The organism is Bacteroides caecigallinarum (assembly GCF_021530995.1).
Lineage (GTDB): Bacteria > Bacteroidota > Bacteroidia > Bacteroidales > Bacteroidaceae > Phocaeicola > Phocaeicola faecigallinarum.
This window is the reverse complement of sequence record NZ_JADYTF010000018.1, coordinates 23,620-41,182: the sequence shown is the minus strand read 5'-3', so window position 1 is coordinate 41,182 and position 17,563 is coordinate 23,620. Positions and strand designations below refer to the sequence as shown.

The following is a 17,563-nucleotide window of genomic DNA, read 5'->3' as shown; positions in this document are numbered from 1 at the left end:
AGTTTGAGGCGATCAGCCTCACTCAATTCAAGCACTTTTATATGTTTCATGATTCAATTTCTAAAATATCATGAGACAATATTAATAATTTATGCTGAATATAAAAATATTTTAGATCACTTACTTATAAAAAAACGTGGGCAATTTTAAGGTAAAACGAACGCACGTTTTGACTTAAATGTGGGCACGTTTTAAAAAAATGTATAGGGCATGCAAAAAGTGTCGTTTTTTATCTCCATATTTGTAAATAAAATTCATCTGAAATGGAACATATAGCAGTATTCTGTTCTGCATCGCAGGACATTGATAATATCTATGCCGAAAAGGCACGCGAGCTTGGTGCCTGGATGGGAGACAACGGTAAAACTTTGGTTTACGGTGGTACAAGTTCGGGTCTGATGGAGGAGATTGCCGACGAGGCAAAGGCACACGGAGCTATGGTGATGGGAGTAGTGCCTACCATAGTGGAGGAGCGTGGAAAGACCAGTGACCTTTGCGACGTGGTTTTCCGTACGGATAACCTTAGTGAAAGGAAAGATGTGATGTTGCGCGAGTCGGAAGTGTCGATAGCACTTCCCGGAGGAGTAGGGACATTGGACGAGGTGTTCAGCGTGATGGCTTCGGCTACTATCGGATATCATCGCAAACAGGTGATTTTCTACAATATAAACGGATTTTGGAATGGGGTAATTGCTTTTCTGGACGGATTGGAGAGGCAGCACTTTGCACACTCGCCGCTGAAGAACTTTTATAAAGTGGCTAATTCGTTTGAAGAACTGGTGGGATTGATTAAATGAAATGAAAATATGAGAAAGATTATAGGAATAGGAGAGACGATACTCGATATACTTTTCAGAGACGGACAGCCACAGGCAGCTGTACCGGGAGGTTCGGTGTATAACGGTGTGGTATCGTTGGGAAGAATGGGTATGGACGTAACATTCATAAGCGAGACCGGTAACGACAGGGTAGGGCAGATTATCCTTGAGAATATGCGTGAAAACGGTGTGAAGACAGACAGTGTGAATGTGTTTCCTGACGGAAAATCGCCTGTGTCACTGGCTTTTCTGAATGAAAGAAATGATGCGGAATATATTTTCTACAAGGATTATCCTAAGTTGAGGCTGGACGTAAAGATGCCGGAAATCGGTAAGGATGATATACTGATTATAGGTTCGTATTATGCTATATCGCCTTTGCTCCGCGACAAGATCAAGGAGGTGATGGATATGGCCAAGGATAATGGCGCCATAATATATTATGACGTTAATTTCAGAAGTAATCATCTGTCGGAGGCTATAAAGCTGATGCCTACTGTGCTTGAGAACTTTGAGTATGCGGATATTCTGCGCGGTTCGACTGAGGATTTTCAGAATTTGTTTAAAATAAGTGATCCGGATAAGGTATATAAGAATAACGTAGGTTTTTATTGCAGGAACTTTATCTGTACTGATGCAGATAAGGATATACACCTCTATACGGGTAATTTCAATAAGACATACGGCGTTGAGCCTGTCCAAACGGTTAGTACCGTAGGTGCGGGTGATAATTTCAATGCCGGTGTGGTGTATGGGCTTATAAAGAACAATATCGGGAAAGATGATTTGTCCGGTCTTTCGGAAACCGATTGGGACAAGATAATACGCTGCGGCATTGACTTCAGCGCGGAAGTGTGCCGCAGTGTACACAATTCTGTATCTAAAGAGTTTGCTGCGTCATACCGCTGACAATCTTCTTCACTTCGTTCTGGAAGGCAATGAAACCGCCTCCCAGAACGCGGTTGCCGTCGTAGAACACGGCAGACTGTCCCGGTGTGATGGCCGATGCCTCGACGCAGAAATGCACCATCATGCGTCCGTCGTCTAGTAGGGTAGCGGTGCATGGAATAGGCTTGCTTCTGTAGCGTATTCTTACCGACAGTTCTGGACATGTAAGAATCTCGTTTATGTCGGCAGCGTTGATATCCTCCACCAGCATGTATTCTGTCTTTAGCTGCTCGGCGTCGCCCAGCATTACAGTATTCTTTGCAGGGTTTATTTTCAGTACGTAGGCAGGTTTTCCCAGTGCTATCTCCAGACCTTTGCGCTGTCCTATTGTGTAATAGGCAAAACCCTTATGCTGACCCAATTTCAGCCCCTTGCTGTCAACAAACCATCCCGGACCTATCTTCTCGTCTATGTCTGGGCAATGTTCTTTCAGGAAGTCTCTGTAGTCCTTGTCGATAAAGCATATCTCCATGCTTTCTCCTCCCTTGGCCTTGGCTTCGAATCCTTTCGATGCAAGGTATTCCCTTACTTCTACTTTAGTCATTCCACCGAGAGGGAACATCATTCTGCGGAGTATCTCCTGCGGGAGTTTCCAGAGGAAATACGACTGGTCTTTTGTACTGTCATCGCCTGTGAGGATATATCTGTTGCCGTTTCTTTCCTCCATGCGGCAGTAATGACCTGTAGCTATGTAGGCACAACCGGTCTTGTCTGCCCATTCGCACAGTATCTTTTCCTTGAAAAGCGGATTGCACATCACGCATGGGTTAGGGGTGCGGCCACGCATGTATTCGTCGATGAAATACTTCACTATCACCTGCTTGAATTCCTCGCGAACGTCTGCCACATGGTGTTCTATACCCAGTCTGGCTGCCAGTGCTCTTGCTTCGAGCACAAAGTTAGGCTCTTCCTGACCGGGGGTGGTGAACTGTGACGCTATGTCCCATGTGCGCATGGTTACGCCCACTACTTCATATCCTTTTTCCTGAAGCATGATGCATGTGGCAGAACTGTCTATTCCGCCGCTCATACCTACCAGTACTCTCTTTTCTCTGTCTTTCATTCTTAGTGTCGTTTTGTATTAAATAACAGCAGGTGTGGCGATGATGTTCATAAGATAGGGATTGCTTGTGGTTATTTTATGAACTTTTTGGCAACCTTATGATATGTATCGAGGTTTACTCCAAGCTTCTCGCCAAGGTCTATCATATCGAACAGCATTCCCTGTATCTCGGACTGATGTCCTCTGGCAATATCCTTCTGCATTGATGCCGTGCTGTGAGGGTCAAGCTTGTCTATAACCTTCAGATTATATTCTACAGGGTCTTCAGGGAATGATACTCCCAGGCGACGGCCTATCTCCGCACTTTCGGTTGATAGTCCCTTGAAGGTGTCGCGCACTTCGCCTTCGTGCTGCACTTCGCCCATTGGTACATCGTGATATGCTCCTGTGCAAGCCATGGCAGAAATGAATGCCCATTTGATGAATGTGTCACGGTTTATGTCGTCGGATACATCTACCTTAATACCGCATTTGCGCAGCGTATCGGCTATTTCTTCCAGTCTTTCATGGGCTACACCCTGCTCCGGACGTGCGCCGAATACGAGGCGGAAAATTGTTCCCATCTGGGTTATTTCGCCTTCGCCGGATACGAAACCTACTATGTAGATGCATCCGTCGAGTACTTTCACTGATGGTGCAAGACGGCCTATTCTGGGGCCTGTGCCATAAACATTAAGTATAGGAATAACCAGTGTGTCGGGTGTAGAAGCGCGCTCAAGGACATCTTTTATTGAATCGATGGAATATCCTTTCACGCATACGAAAATAACGTCAGCCTTGTCGTTGTATTCTTCGGATGTACAGGCTTTTACGCTCAGAAAGTGTTCCCCTTTAAGATCGGATTTCAGGTGCAGTCCGTTCTTGCGGATTGCCTCTAGGTGTGCGCCGCGTGCTATGCAGGTGACGTCCTCACCGTTTAATGCCAAAAAACCGGCGATGCTGCCTCCAACGCCGCCGGTTCCTATGATTAGATATTTCTTTTGCATATATAATTGAGATTATACATTGAATCTGAAGTGCATGATGTCGCCGTCCTGAACAATATAGTCCTTACCTTCTACATTCATCTTTCCAGCTTCTTTTACAGCTGCTTCAGAACCGTATTTGATGTAATCGTCGTATTTGATTACTTCGGCACGGATAAAGCCTTTTTCGAAGTCAGTGTGGATTACGCCGGCGCATTGTGGAGCCTTCCAGCCTTTGCGGTATGTCCATGCTCTTACTTCCTGCACTCCGGCTGTGAGGAATGTCTCAAGGTCAAGCAGTTTGTAGGCAGCCTTGATGAGTCGTGTAACGCCTGATTCTTCCAGACCTACTTCCTGAAGGAACATCTGGCGGTCCTCGTATGTCTCAAGTTCGGCGATGTCTGCTTCTGTCTTTGCTGCGACGATAAGGATTTCAGCATTCTCGTCTTTTACGGCTTCGCGAACCTGTTCAACGTATTTGTTTCCGTTCACAGCGCTTGCTTCATCCACATTGCATACATAAAGTACAGGCTTGCTTGTGATGAGGAACAATTCTCTTGCTATCTTCTGCTCGTCTTTTGTCTCGAACTGGACTGTACGTGCCGATTTTCCCTGTTCAAGGGCTTCCTTGTACTGTACAAGCACTTCGTATGTCTGTTTTGCAACCTTGTCACCACCTGTCTGTGCCTGTTTCTGCACTTTCTGTATGCGGCTTTCGATAGTCTCAAGGTCTTTCAACTGAAGTTCGGTATCGATAATCTCCTTGTCGCGTACAGGGTCAACGCTTCCGTCAACGTGAGTTACGTTATCATCGTCGAAGCAACGCAAAACGTGGATGATGGCATCTGTCTCGCGGATGTTTGCAAGGAATTTGTTACCAAGACCTTCACCCTTGCTGGCTCCTTTTACCAGACCGGCGATATCAACGATTTCTACTGTTGTAGGAACTATTCGGTTAGGATTTATAAGTTCTGCCAGTTTGTTAAGACGTTCGTCAGGTACAGTGATTACACCTACGTTAGGTTCGATTGTACAGAATGGGAAATTGGCTGCCTGAGCCTTTGCGTTTGATAAGCAATTGAAAAGTGTCGATTTGCCTACGTTAGGTAGGCCGACAATACCACATTGTAGAGCCATAAATATATTTAAGTTTTTTATTTTTAGATCTAAAACTCTGCAAAGTTACTTATTTCTAATAATATAACCAAAGAATGGTAGCCATATAGCAAAAAAAGGAGGTATCTTGGGGAAGATACCTCCTAAAATTTAGAGAGATTTATGTTTCTGATTTTATCTGCTTGTTTTTTTATTTATCCATTGTAACTGTCATGTCAGGAATAAGGATGAATTCACCTTTTTTGCTGTTCCATTTGTAATATTCTGTTGTGATGCTTTTGCTGTCGTATGTATAACAGATTTTCAAGTCGTTAACCCAACAGTTGTTTTCAGCATTCCATTTCTGTGACAGATTTTCAGTCATCTGATTGTTTTCATTATATTTATAATTGTACTTCATGTATTTAGTAAGCAGATTGTTGTCCATTTTATAGACTGTTTCTGCAACTTTCACTCCGTCGATTTCTTCTGCGTTGTAAATCAGGTTGTTATTCAACTTTGCAGCTGAAATAGTAGCATTAGCGATAAAAACTGTTACAATTACTAACAAGGTTTTGATAAAATTCATAGCTTTCATTTTTTTATTGTTTTAGGTTTAACTTACATTTTGTTCTTGATTGCGATGCAAATATAGATGTTATTTTGATATGTTGTATAGTTTAACCCCAAAAAATGACTATAAATTAGCAAAATGTTAGTTATTTAACTTCTGTTTACAATTCTGGTGTACTAGTGTGCTTCAAGCCAATTTTGACCCCAACCGCAGTCTGCAAGCAAAGGTACTTTCATTTTGTAAGCAGCCTCCATTTCGGAAATCACAATTTGCTGCACTTTTTCCTTTTCTTCTCTCAACACGCTGAAATTGAGTTCATCGTGTACCTGCAGTATCATTTTAGACTTGATACCTTCGTCCATGAATCGTTTGTATATTCTTATCATGGCTACTTTGATTATGTCGGCTGCACTACCCTGGATAGGTGCATTGATTGCATTTCGTTCGGCATAGCCTCTTACTACGGCATTTCTTGAGTTTATGTCAGGAAGATACCTTTTGCGCTTGAATATTGTCTCAATGTAACCTTTGTCCCTAGCAGAACGGATACTTTCGTCCATATAGGCTTTCACTTTAGGATAGTTTTCGAAATATCCGTCAATAAGTTCCTTGGCTTCTTTGCGGTCCACATTCAGGCGTTCCGCAAGTCCGAATACGGAAATACCGTATATAATACCGAAATTCGCAGTCTTTGCCTTGCTTCTTTGCTCTCTGCTTACCTCGTCTATATTTATCTTATATATTTTGGCTGCTGTTGCCGCATGAATATCCTGTTCTTCCCTGAAGGCTTCAATCATATTCTCGTCTTCACTCAGATGTGCCATTATTCTAAGTTCTATCTGAGAATAGTCGGCAGAAAAGAATTCGCATCCGTCGTCCGGAATGAATGCTTTTCTGATTTCTTTCCCGTCCTCGTTTCTGACAGGGATGTTCTGCAGGTTAGGATTGCTTGAGCTTAATCGTCCTGTAGCAGTTACGGTTTGATTGAAGGATGTATGTATCCTTCCCGTCTTTGGATTGATAAGTTCGGGAAGTGCGTCTATATATGTGCCGAGCAGTTTTTTCAGACCACGATGTTCCAATATCTTGCCTACAATCTCATGCTTGCCTTTCAGACTTTCCAGAACCTCTTCGGATGTGACGTACTGGCCTGTCTTGGTTTTCTTGGCTTTTTCTACTATCTTCAGTCTGTCGAAAAGTACTTCGCCTACCTGCTTCGGAGAAGAGACATTGAATTCCGTTTCTGCAAGCTTGTATATCTCTTCTTCTATTTCGCGCATTCTTATGGTGAAATGTCTGGAAGTTTCTTTCAGGGCTTCAGTATCTATTCTCACTCCGTTTCTTTCGATGTAAGCAAGTACTGGGACTAGCGGCATCTCTATTTCTTCGAACAGTTCTTTCACACCGTTAGTCTCAAGTTCCTTTTCAAGGATGTTCTTCAGTTTGAGCGTAACGTCCGCATCTTCGCATGCGTATTTATATATATCGGTAGGAGAGAGGTCGCGCATGTTGCGCTGGTTCTTTCCTTTTGCACCAATCAGCTCTTCTATCTTTATGGTGTCATATTTCAGATATACTTCTGCCAGGTAGTCCATGCCATGATGCAGTTCAGGCTGCAACACGTAATGAGCTATCATGGTGTCGAACATCTGTCCTTTAATGGCGACTCCGTAGTTGGCAAGGACAATCATGTCGTATTTTATGTTCTGTCCCACCTTTATGGATTTTTCATTCTCGAATACAGGTTTGAACTTATCGACGATTTTCTGGGCTTCTTCTCTGTCTTTCGGTACAGGAACATAAAAAGCCTGGTTTTCCGCATAGCTGAAGCTCATTCCTACCAGTTCTGCGCTCATTGCGTCAGTGTTTGTGGTCTCTGTATCCAGACTGATAATTTCCTTTGTAAGGATTATTCTTAAAAAATCGTTTATTTTATCCTCTGTATCAATGAGTTGATAGTCATAATCGGTGTCTTCAAGCCTTTTGAGACTTGAATTTTTCTGTTCTTCCGTATTGTCGTCGGCAAAAAATCCAAAGAGATCGCCTTGGAGTGCCTGTTTTTCGGGTGCCGGTTTTGCTGCCGGCTTTTTGTCGGATTTGAATACCCTTTCCAATAGTGTACGGAATTCCAGCTCCTCGAAAATGCTTCTAAGTTTTTCTTCATCCGGAGCTTCGCGTTTCAGAGAATCCATGTCAAGCTCGATGGGAACGTCAGTTTTTATAGTGGCGAGGAATTTTGAGAATTTTATCTTTTCGACATTCGATTCCACCTTTGTCTTTATTGCCCCTTTCAGCTGGTCAGTGTGTTCAAGCAGGTTTTCGATACTGCCGAACTCAGAAATAAGTTTCTGGGCCGTTTTCTCGCCAACGCCCGGACAGCCCGGTATATTGTCTGACGAGTCACCCATAAGTCCAAGCATATCGATTACCTGACTGGTGGATTCTATATTGAATTTTGCTTTTACCTCTTCTATACCCATTATGTCGAACTCCTTGTCGCCATACTTGGGTCTGTACATGAATACGTTCTCGCTTACCAGCTGGCCGTAGTCCTTGTCGGGAGTCATCATATATGTGGTGATACCCCTTTTGCCGGCCTCAGTGGCAAGTGTGCCGATAACGTCGTCAGCTTCGTAACCGGGAACCTCAAGTATCGGTATTCTGTATGCTCTGATGATATCCTTTATAATAGGTACTGACAATCGTATGGCTTCGGGAGTTTCCTCTCTCTGCGCTTTATATTCTTTGTATGCTTCGTGTCTGAATGTCGGACCCGAGGGGTCGAAAGCTACACCGATATGGGTAGGCGATTCTTTTTTCAATACATCTTCAAGTGTATTTACAAAACCCAGGATAGCCGATGTGTTGAATCCTTTCGAGTTTATTCTGGGACTTTTGATTAACGCGTAATATGCACGGTAGATTAATGCGTAGGCATCGAGTAGAAAAAGTTTATCCATATAGTGTGAATTAATAATGAAATTTCATGTAAAAGTACAAAAAAATACCGTATTCCCCGTTTTATTATTACTTTTGTACGCTAATTTATTCCCGATGAACACAGTAGATATAATAAAACAACCTATTACAAATGAGTTGGAGGCTTTCAGAGAGCTATTCGTTTCGTCATTAAAGAGTGATAATCCGCTTCTTGACAATGTGCTTGCATATATAAAGAAAAGGAGTGGCAAGATGATGAGACCGATATTGGTTATGCTTGTTGCCAAAGCTTATGGCGTTATAGATGATTCGGTAAGGCATGTAGCTCTGTCGCTTGAATTGCTTCATACGGCAAGTCTTGTTCATGATGATGTGGTGGATGAGAGTAGTGAACGAAGGGGACAGCAGTCTGTAAATGCTGTTTATAATAACAAGCTTTCGGTTCTGGTTGGCGATTATATCCTGGCTACTTGTTTGAAACATGCCTCATTGACCAAAAACATAAAGCTGGTTGAACTGGTGTCCGATCTTGGTCAGGATCTTTCTTTGGGTGAGGTGATACAGTTGGCCAATCTTTCGAACAAGGAATTTTCAGAAGAAGATTATTTCAATGTAATACGCAGAAAAACTGCGGCGTTGTTTGCCGCTGCTGCAGAGTGTGGAGCAGTTGCTGTAGGAGCATCGGAAAAAGAGGTTAAAAGTGCGGCATCATTCGGAGAGATGCTTGGTATTGCATTTCAGATAAAGGATGATATCTTTGATTATTTTGAAGATGAAAACATAGGAAAGCCTACCGGAAACGATATGGTTGAAGGAAAACTTACCCTGCCTGCAATATATGTCCTGAATAAGATGAATGATGAAGCCTTGAATGCTTTGGCCTTGCGCATAAGAGGAATGAATGCCACCAAAGACGAAATCCTGTCGTTTGTTGAGACGGTTAAAAAAGAGGGTGGGATAGAGTATGCCGATAAGGTTATGCGTGACTACAGGAACAAGGCGCTAGACTTATTGCCTGAATATATACCACAGGATATAAGGCTTGCATTGACTGCTTATATTGATTATGTAATTGACAGAAAGAAATAAAAAAAGGACGGGAAACCGTCCTTTTTCGTTTTATGTAGATTTATTTAGAAGAACTTGATGTCTTCACCTGTTATGTCCGAAAGCAAAAGGTTTGCAAGACGACTTGTTCCGATGCGGAATAGTCCATCGTTCAGCCATTCTTCTCCAAGTACTTCTTTGGCTATTGTATAATATTTCAAGGCATCTTCCACTGTATTGATACCTCCGGCAGCTTTAAAACCGATCTTTATTCCTGTTTCAAGGAAGTATTCCTTTATTGCCTTACACATTATAAAAGCAGCCTCTAGAGTTGCTCCTATGCTTTCCTTTCCGGTAGAAGTCTTGATGAAGTCAGCACCTGCATACATCGCCAGGATAGAAGCTTTCTTTATGTTTGAAGCGCTTCCCAGTACACCTGTTTCAAGTATAACTTTCAGAGTTTTGTCTCCACAAACAGCTTTCAGCTCCTCTATTTCGTCGCACATTCCCTCGTAATCTCCGCTAAGGAATTTGCCTACCGGCATAACGATATCTATCTCGTCGGCGCCTGCATGTATAGCCATGGCTGTTTCGGCTACTTTGACTTCGGTGAATGTCTGTGATGACGGGAAGCCTCCTGACACGCATGCTATCTTGACGTCGTCTGCCTCCAGAGCGTCGTTCACGATCTCTGCCATATTAGGGTAAACACAGATTGCGGCAACATTTTTCAGGTCGGGATACTTGTCCGCAAACTCGTTTACTTTCTCTGTAAATTTAAGTATGCTTTCTTCGCTGTCTGTACATTTCAGACTTGTAAGATCAATGCAATTGAATAAAAATTTCTTTACATCTTTTGTGTTGTTCTCATGAAGATATTTATTCAGAATATTATCCGTTGCATAGGTTATTTCATCGTCTTTTATGGCGGTGTTATACTTGTTCAGTGCCTCAGTGTATTTATCACCTGCAGGCATTTCATGTTCATGCTCGTGGTCATGTTCCTGTTCAAAATCGTAGATGTTTTCTTCGTTGTAACTCATAAGCATTATAGTTTTGGATTGTTTTTATGTCTGTCTTTATCTCTTGAAGTTTTTTTCTCGATGTTCTTTTTGAATGCTTCCGTAAGGTTCACCCCTGTCTGGTTTGCCAGACAGAGAAGTACCCAAAGAACATCGGCCATTTCGTCTGCCGGGTCCTGGTTTTCTCCTTCCTTGAATGACTGGTCACCGTATTTTCTTGACATCACTCTGGCGAGTTCACCTACTTCTTCAGTCAATACTGCCATGTTGGTAAGTTCGCTGAAGTACCTAACCCCGTATTCCTTAATCCAGTTGTCAACTGTCTTTTGAGCCTCTTCAAGTGTCATAATTATTCCTTATTTTTAGTGTCCATCCATATTGTTACTGGACCGTTGTTAAGCAGCTCTACTTTCATGTCTGCTCCGAATTCACCGGTACCTACTTCCTTGCCCAATGCCTTGCTTACTTCGCTGCAGAAGTATTCATAGAGTGGGATAGCGGTCTCATGTCCGGCAGCTCTTATGTACGACGGTCTGTTTCCTTTCTTTGTAGAAGCCATCAGTGTGAACTGGCTGACGATAAGAATTTCGCCGTTTACGTCCATTATGGATTTGTTCATTACTCCGTTCTCGTCGTCGAACACTCTAAGTCCGATAACCTTTTTGCACAGCCAGTCGGCATCCTCTTTTGTGTCGGCTTCCTCAATCCCTACGAGTATCATGAAACCCTCTTTGATAGCCGATTTGCAAACACCGTTTATGGTTACCGACGCATGGCTTACCCTCTGTATAACTAATCTCATATTCTGATAAAATTATTCCTTGTTTAATTCCTCTTTTACGGCCTTTGCAGAGGCTTCTCCCACCACTTTGGATAATTCCTCTATGCTGGCTTCCTTTATTCGTCTGACGCTCTTAAAAGCCTTCAGAAGCGCCGTTTTCTTTTTCTCTCCGATACCTTTGATGTTGTCCAGTGCCGATGCTATCTGGCTCTTGCTTCTCTTGTCGCGATGGAAGGTGATGGCAAATCTGTGCACTTCGTCCTGAATGTTCTCAAGCAGATGGAATAGGGGAGTTCCCTGCTTTATTCCTATGGTCTGCGGTGGAAATCCTGCAAGTACTTCAGATGTCCTGTGACGGTTATCTTTTGCCAGTCCCACAATTGGAATGCTGAGGTGAAGTTCGTCTTCTATCACTTGTCTTACAACCTCCATCTGTCCTTTTCCACCGTCTGTCAGAATAACGTCCGGCATTTCGCCTTGCTCGTTCAATATACGTGTATATCTTCGTCTCACTACTTCTTGCATCGAAGCATAATCGTCCGGCCCTTCTACGGTTTTTATTATGTATTTCCTGTAATCCTTTTTGCTCGGTTTTGCTTTCTTGAAAACCACACAGGCTGCTACAGCGTCCGAACCCTGAATATTCGAGTTATCGAAACATTCTATGTGGACAGGCATTTTCTCCAGATGAAGCTGCTCCTGAATTTCCTTCATCAGCCTTACGCTTCTCTGTTCCGGATTAAGCTTTTCTGCCTGTTTCAGGCGGTCTACCTTATACTGCTTTACGTTCAGTATAGACAGTTCCAGAAGATGTTTTTTGTCGCCTCTTTGTGGTACTGTGAATGTCACTCCGTTCATTTCCATATCCAGTTCGAACGGAACGATTATCTCTTTCGATTTACTCTGATATCTTTCGCGCATCTCCACAATGCCCAACTGCAGAAGTTCTTCCTTTGTTTCGTTCATTCGCACTTTATATTCGAATGTGAAGGCCTGGTTTATGCATCCGTTCGTGATGTGCAGATAGTTGATATATGCCACTCCCTCGTCAGTCTCTATAGAGAATACATCGATGTTGTGAAGTACCGAACTGACCACCTCGCTCTTCGATCTGTAGCTTTCCACAAGGTCGTATTTCAGCTTAATCTTATGCGCCTCTTCAAACTTAAGTTCGCTTGCCAGCTTCTGCATCTCGTCCATCAGCATATCGCTTATGATGCGCGTATTGCCCTTCAGAATCTCTTTTATCTCGGCTATCTGCTTCATGTATTCTTCATGGCTTTGGAGTCCTATACATGGTCCTTTGCAGTTCTTGATATGATATTCCAGACAAACCTTGAATTTACCTTGCGATATGTTTTCTGGTGTAAGAGCCAGATGGCATGTTCTCAGATTGTAGAGTTTCTTTATTAGCTCAAGTACAGCCATCATCGAAGGAACGTGGCTGTACGGACCGAAGTAGGTACCTTCTTTTCTGATTATCTTTCTTGTCTTGAAAACACGTGGAAAATACTCGTTGCTGATGCAGATAGAAGGGTAGCTCTTGTCGTCTTTAAGCAGTACGTTGTATCGTGGCTTATATTTTTTGATCAGGTTATTTTCCAGCAATAACGCATCCTCCTCAGAGTTTACCACGATATATTTAATATCCGCAATTTTGCTTACCAGAATCCTTGTCTTTGCCGATTGGTGTTCCTTTGCAAAATACGAATATACACGTCTCTTCAGATTCTTTGCCTTGCCCACATAAATGATAGTCCCCTCAGTATTCAGGTACTGATAAATCCCCGGACTGTCCGGCAGGTTCAAGACAATTCCTCTAAGATAATCGCTGGTTTTAAGTTCCTCTTTCGAATCCATTATTGCTAAGAAATGATTTAGAGTTCAAGTATCGTTGTGACGTCAACATCAGAAGGGAAGGCCTTTCTTCCTTTAAGATCTTTCAGCTCTATAACGAAGTTGATGTATGTCTCTTTTGCTCCAGCTTTCTTAACCAGTCTGTGTGTAGCTGCCATAGTTCCACCTGTTGCAAGAAGGTCGTCGTGAAGCAATACCACATCGTCTTCGCTGATGGCATCCTTATGAAGCTGGATTGTATCAGTTCCGTATTCCTTTTCGTAAGTTTCTTCTATTACTTCTGCCGGTAGCTTTCCAGGCTTGCGAGCCATGATAAAACCGGCACCAAGTCTTGCCGCCAGGGCACCGCCAAGGATAAATCCTCTTGATTCAATACCTATCACTTTTGTGATGCCTTTATCCTTATACATTTCGTACAGTTCATCTATCAGGCCGCTAAGGCACTCACTGTTCTTGAATAGGGTAGTTACGTCATAAAACAGAATTCCCGGCTTGGGAAAATCTGGAATCTCACGAAGGTTCTTTCTTAAAGTTTCTTTGTTCATTACTTTGTCTTTTTATTTGTTCAACCCTTAAAGTTTTACATTAAGTTTACTTTCGACTTTAAGGGTATATAGCTTTATTTACAGCGGTTTACAAGTATTCGTTAAACAAATTGTTTCACGTGAAACATAGCTTTATCGTCCCATCAGCACCAACAGCACGTTGATGTCGCTAGGGGATATACCCGGTATTCGGCTAGCCTGTGCCAATGTCTCAGGGTCTATCTTCTTTAGCTTCTGTCTAGCCTCTGTAGATAGAGACTGGAGTGTGTCATAGTCGAACTTACCCTTTATCTTGATTGACTCCAGACGGTGTATTTTGTCGGCTATCATTCTCTCGCGGTCTATGTATCCCTTGTACTTGATTTGTACTTCGGCAGCCTCAATAATCTCTTCCTTGCGGTCCTCTATTCTGTCGAGTACAGCCTTAAATGCAGGTACAAGAGGAGCGATGTTCTCTATCGTAATTTGTGGGCGACTTATCAGATCGATGAGCTTGCATCCGTGAACCAGTCTTGCTGTTCCTAATGCTTCCAGTCCGTCGTTTATCTTGTCGGCCTTGATAGAGTAGGTCTTAGTGAATTCTACAATCTTCTCTATCTCTTCACGCTTCTTGCAGAGGATGTCGTATCTGTCCTGTTTTGCAAGACCGAGCTTGTATGCTTTTTCTGTAAGCCTGAAGTCGGCATCATCCTGTCTCAGCAAGATTCTGTATTCTGCTCTCGAAGTAAACATACGGTAAGGCTCGTCCACTCCTTTTGTTACAAGGTCGTCTATAAGTACGCCGATATAAGCTTCGTCTCTTCCCAGAACGAAAGGCTCTCCGCCATGGCAGTTGATATGAGCATTAATACCTGCAATGATACCCTGACCGCCTGCTTCCTCGTAACCGGTAGTACCGTTCACCTGACCTGCAAAGAACAGGTTCTTGACAATCTTCGATTCGAGCGTATGCTTGAGTTGGGTAGGGTCGAAGTAGTCGTATTCTATGGCATAACCCGAGCGGTAAAGCACCACATCCTTAAAGCAAGGAATCTTCTTCAGAGCCTCAAGCTGGATGTCCATAGGTAGGGAAGAGGAGAACCCGTTGAGGTAAAGTTCCTGTGTTGTTTCTCCTTCCGGTTCCAGGAAAAGCTGATGCTGCGGTTTGTCCGGGAAAGTTACGATTTTCGTTTCTATACTCGGGCAGTAGCGAGGGCCTATACTCTGGATTTGTCCGTTGTAAAGAGGGGAGTCCGCCAGTCCGTTTCTCAGTGTGGCATGAACCTCTTCGTTAGTAAAACAAGTCCAGCACTGAAGTTGTTTAAGCTCTCTTGGTTTGCTGATGAATGAAAATCTGTGGAAATCATTCTCGCCGTCCTGCGGCTCCATGAGGTCGAAGTGTACGCTTCTTGCGTCAATTCTCACCGGTGTTCCTGTTTTCATTCTTCCGGCAGTGATACCATGTCTGGTTATAGACTCTGTAAGATGATAAGAAGCAGGCTCTGCGCAACGTCCTCCGGCAAGCATCTTGCGTCCTATGTGCATAAGTCCGTTGAGGAAAGTTCCTGCTGTGAGAACAATACATTTGGCATAGAATGTCACACCCCAACAAGTTGTCAGACCTTTAATTTCCCCGTTCTCGATTATAAGTTCTTCCACAGTGTCCTGCCATATATGCAGGTTAGGAATGTTCTCGAGAATTTCTCTCCATGCCCATATGAACTTACCTCTGTCGCACTGTGCGCGTGGGCTCCACATGGCAGGACCTTTCGAGCGGTTCAGCATACGGAACTGTATGGCAGTCTTGTCTGTCACCAATCCCATGTATCCGCCCAATGCGTCAATCTCTCTTACTATCTGTCCCTTTGCAATACCACCTACCGCAGGGTTGCAGCTCATCTGTGCAATCTTGTTCATGTCCATTGTTATAAGACATGTCTTGGATCCAAGATTGGCTGCTGCCGCAGCAGCTTCACAACCTGCATGACCGGCACCGATTACAATAACGTCGTACTTAAATTCCATTGAATTATGATGTTTATTACTGGTTGCAAAATTAGTGAAAATTATCGTTGTTTTTCCCCTCAACAAGTATCATTTAACAAATTAGGGCGAGAAATTCCCGCCCTAATTTGTTTGTCTTAATTGCCCATTTCTTTCAGCATATCCAGTGCCTTGTTTTCTGCCGCTTCCATTATCTCTCTTTCTCCCGGTCCCTTGTCGTTTATTCCGCACAGGTGCAGGATTCCGTGAATGATTACGCGATGGAGTTCCGTGTCATATTCCGCACCGAACTGTTCGGCATTCGTCCTTACGGTGTCAAGGCTGATGAACAGGTCACCTGCAATACGCTTTCCTTCACAGTAGTCGAATGTGATGATGTCAGTGTAATAATCATGCTGTAGATACTGTCTGTTCACCTCAAGAATCTTTTCGTCCGAACAGAAGATATAAGCAATCTCTCCTACACGCAATCCATACGATGCAGCTACGGCTTTTATCCATTCTGTGGTTTCTCTCTTTTTGATGTCGGGCATTTCAACCCCGTCTGTCTGATAAGTAATCATGGGTTATATAAGTTTTTAGTTTTTATCCGAAGAAAAGATAGCAGATAAATATGGATGATATTATACCTGCCAAGTCAGCCAATAGTCCGCAAGGAACGGCATGTCTTGTCTTGCTTATTCCTACACTTCCGAAATAAACGGCAAGAATATAGAAAGTGGTATCGGTTGATCCCTGGAAGATACACGCCATACGTCCTACGAACGAGTCGGCACCGTATGTTGTCATCGCATCAACCATAAGTCCGCGTGCACCGCTTCCGCTCAATGGTTTCATAATTGCTGTAGGAAGTGCAGCTACAAATTCGCTGTCTATTCCGCACCATCCGACCAGTGTGGCTACACCATTGATGATATAACCCATACTTCCCGAAGCGCGGAAGACCCCTATCGCTACAAGTATTGCAACCAGGTATGGTATGATTCTTACTGCTGTGGTAAATCCTTCTTTCGCACCGTCAACAAACGCATCGTAAACATTGACTTTCTTGCGTACTCCGGCAAGAATAAAACCGATAATAATCAGGAACAGGAATACATTTGCAGTCGTAGTGGAATATATATCAATCATCTCTCTTGAAAGCGTAGTGAAGAAATAGATTATTCCTGCGATGAACAGGCTGGCTCCACCAAGGAACAGCAGTATAGTCCTGTTCAGAAGATTGATTTTCTGATAAACGCTTACGGCGATAATACCTGCCAGAGTTGAAAAGAATGTAGCAAGCAGTATCGGTACGAATACGTCTGTAGGCTGTGCGGCTCCAAGTTGCGCTCTATACACCATTATACTTATAGGAATGATTGTAAGTCCGGAGGTATTCAGTACGAGGAACATTATCATCGGATTGCTGGCAGTGTCCTTTTTTGTGTTCAGCTCCTGAAGTCCTTCCATAGCTTTCAGTCCCAACGGAGTTGCGGCATTATCCAGTCCAAGCATATTGGCTGCAAGGTTCATGAATATGCTTCCTGTTACCGGATGTCCCTTGGGAATATCAGGAAAAAGTTTTGTGAACAGAGGACTCAGTACCCTTGAGAACATATTTATCACTCCCCCAAGTTCCCCAATTTTCATAATACCGAGCCATAATGACAACACTCCTGTGAGTCCCAGTGAGATGTCGAACGCTGTCTTAGCCGAGTCGAAAGTTGAATTGATGATAGCCGGAAAAACGCCTGTGTCGCCCATAAATACCAGTCTTACTGCTGCCACTACGAATGCGATAAGGAAAAATGCTATCCAGATGTAGTTCAATACCATAAATCGTTTATCGTTTTTTGGTTATAAATCAGTTAGAAAAATCTTTTACAAAAATAAGTATTTTAATCAGAAAAAGATAATTTTGCCGATACTTAAACTTAAAAACT

The 17,563-nt window shown here is 43.1% G+C and carries 16 protein-coding genes; 3 read left to right on the top strand and 13 right to left on the bottom strand.

The annotated features are described in order from the left end of the window. Positions 1-263: 263 nt before the first annotated feature. Positions 264-797 carry an LOG family protein gene (locus I6E24_RS04430; protein WP_235326575.1) on the top strand — a complete coding sequence of 178 codons (534 nt, stop codon included), beginning with the start codon at positions 264-266 and terminating at the stop codon, positions 795-797. A gap of 9 nt (positions 798-806) precedes the next feature. Continuing rightward, complete coding sequence (locus I6E24_RS04425; RefSeq protein WP_235326573.1) at positions 807-1,727, top strand: carbohydrate kinase family protein; 921 nt, start codon at positions 807-809, stop codon at positions 1,725-1,727. Here I6E24_RS04425 and mnmA read toward each other — a convergent pair. The 5 genes from mnmA to polA form a co-directional block, all read right to left on the bottom strand. Beyond that, positions 1,699-2,829 carry a tRNA 2-thiouridine(34) synthase MnmA gene (gene mnmA, locus I6E24_RS04420; protein ID WP_235326571.1) on the bottom strand — a complete coding sequence of 377 codons (1,131 nt, stop codon included), beginning with the start codon at positions 2,827-2,829 and terminating at the stop codon, positions 1,699-1,701. The two genes, I6E24_RS04425 and mnmA, sit on opposite strands and share 29 nt — an antisense overlap. A gap of 71 nt (positions 2,830-2,900) precedes the next feature. After that, the gene (locus I6E24_RS04415) at positions 2,901-3,815 is read right to left on the bottom strand and encodes a ketopantoate reductase family protein (protein ID WP_235326569.1); all 915 of its coding nucleotides are present in this window, start codon (positions 3,813-3,815) and stop codon (positions 2,901-2,903) included. 12 nt (positions 3,816-3,827) lie between these two features. Continuing rightward, complete coding sequence (gene ychF / locus I6E24_RS04410; protein WP_204392884.1) at positions 3,828-4,931, bottom strand: redox-regulated ATPase YchF; 1,104 nt, start codon at positions 4,929-4,931, stop codon at positions 3,828-3,830. A gap of 169 nt (positions 4,932-5,100) precedes the next feature. Continuing rightward, entirely contained in the window at positions 5,101-5,487 is a 387-nt protein-coding gene (locus I6E24_RS04405) for a DUF3836 domain-containing protein (protein ID WP_235326567.1), read from the bottom strand. 152 nt (positions 5,488-5,639) lie between these two features. Then, on the bottom strand, positions 5,640-8,423 hold the full coding sequence (gene polA, locus I6E24_RS04400; protein ID WP_235326565.1) for a DNA polymerase I: 2,784 nt from the start codon (positions 8,421-8,423) through the stop codon (positions 5,640-5,642). Positions 8,424-8,517: 94 nt separating this feature from the next. Between polA and I6E24_RS04395 the strand changes: the two genes are divergently transcribed. Next, complete coding sequence (locus I6E24_RS04395) at positions 8,518-9,492, top strand: polyprenyl synthetase family protein (RefSeq protein WP_235326563.1); 975 nt, start codon at positions 8,518-8,520, stop codon at positions 9,490-9,492. Between the two features lie 44 nt (positions 9,493-9,536). On the opposite strand, the gene deoC is transcribed toward I6E24_RS04395, so the two are convergent. From deoC to I6E24_RS04355, 8 genes are all read right to left on the bottom strand, one after another. Next, positions 9,537-10,427 carry a deoxyribose-phosphate aldolase gene (gene deoC / locus I6E24_RS04390; RefSeq protein WP_235326579.1) on the bottom strand — a complete coding sequence of 297 codons (891 nt, stop codon included), beginning with the start codon at positions 10,425-10,427 and terminating at the stop codon, positions 9,537-9,539. A 71-nt stretch (positions 10,428-10,498) separates the two neighbouring features. After that, positions 10,499-10,819, bottom strand: coding sequence for a nucleotide pyrophosphohydrolase (locus tag I6E24_RS04385; RefSeq protein ID WP_235326561.1), 321 nt, complete (start codon positions 10,817-10,819; stop codon positions 10,499-10,501). 2 nt (positions 10,820-10,821) lie between these two features. Next, positions 10,822-11,274: a D-aminoacyl-tRNA deacylase gene (gene dtd / locus I6E24_RS04380; protein ID WP_235326559.1), complete on the bottom strand. Its 453-nt coding sequence runs from the start codon at positions 11,272-11,274 to the stop codon at positions 10,822-10,824. 12 nt (positions 11,275-11,286) lie between these two features. Next, a complete protein-coding gene (gene uvrC / locus I6E24_RS04375; protein WP_235326557.1) occupies positions 11,287-13,113 on the bottom strand; it encodes an excinuclease ABC subunit UvrC in 1,827 nt (608 codons plus the stop codon). A 17-nt stretch (positions 13,114-13,130) separates the two neighbouring features. Next, complete coding sequence (locus tag I6E24_RS04370; RefSeq protein WP_235326555.1) at positions 13,131-13,655, bottom strand: adenine phosphoribosyltransferase; 525 nt, start codon at positions 13,653-13,655, stop codon at positions 13,131-13,133. A gap of 132 nt (positions 13,656-13,787) precedes the next feature. Then, positions 13,788-15,659 carry a tRNA uridine-5-carboxymethylaminomethyl(34) synthesis enzyme MnmG gene (gene mnmG, locus I6E24_RS04365; RefSeq protein ID WP_235326553.1) on the bottom strand — a complete coding sequence of 624 codons (1,872 nt, stop codon included), beginning with the start codon at positions 15,657-15,659 and terminating at the stop codon, positions 13,788-13,790. Positions 15,660-15,775: 116 nt separating this feature from the next. Continuing rightward, on the bottom strand, positions 15,776-16,201 hold the full coding sequence (gene ybeY, locus I6E24_RS04360; RefSeq protein WP_235326551.1) for an rRNA maturation RNase YbeY: 426 nt from the start codon (positions 16,199-16,201) through the stop codon (positions 15,776-15,778). A gap of 22 nt (positions 16,202-16,223) precedes the next feature. Beyond that, a complete protein-coding gene (locus tag I6E24_RS04355) occupies positions 16,224-17,456 on the bottom strand; it encodes a nucleoside recognition domain-containing protein (RefSeq protein ID WP_235326549.1) in 1,233 nt (410 codons plus the stop codon). Positions 17,457-17,563 lie beyond the last annotated feature (107 nt).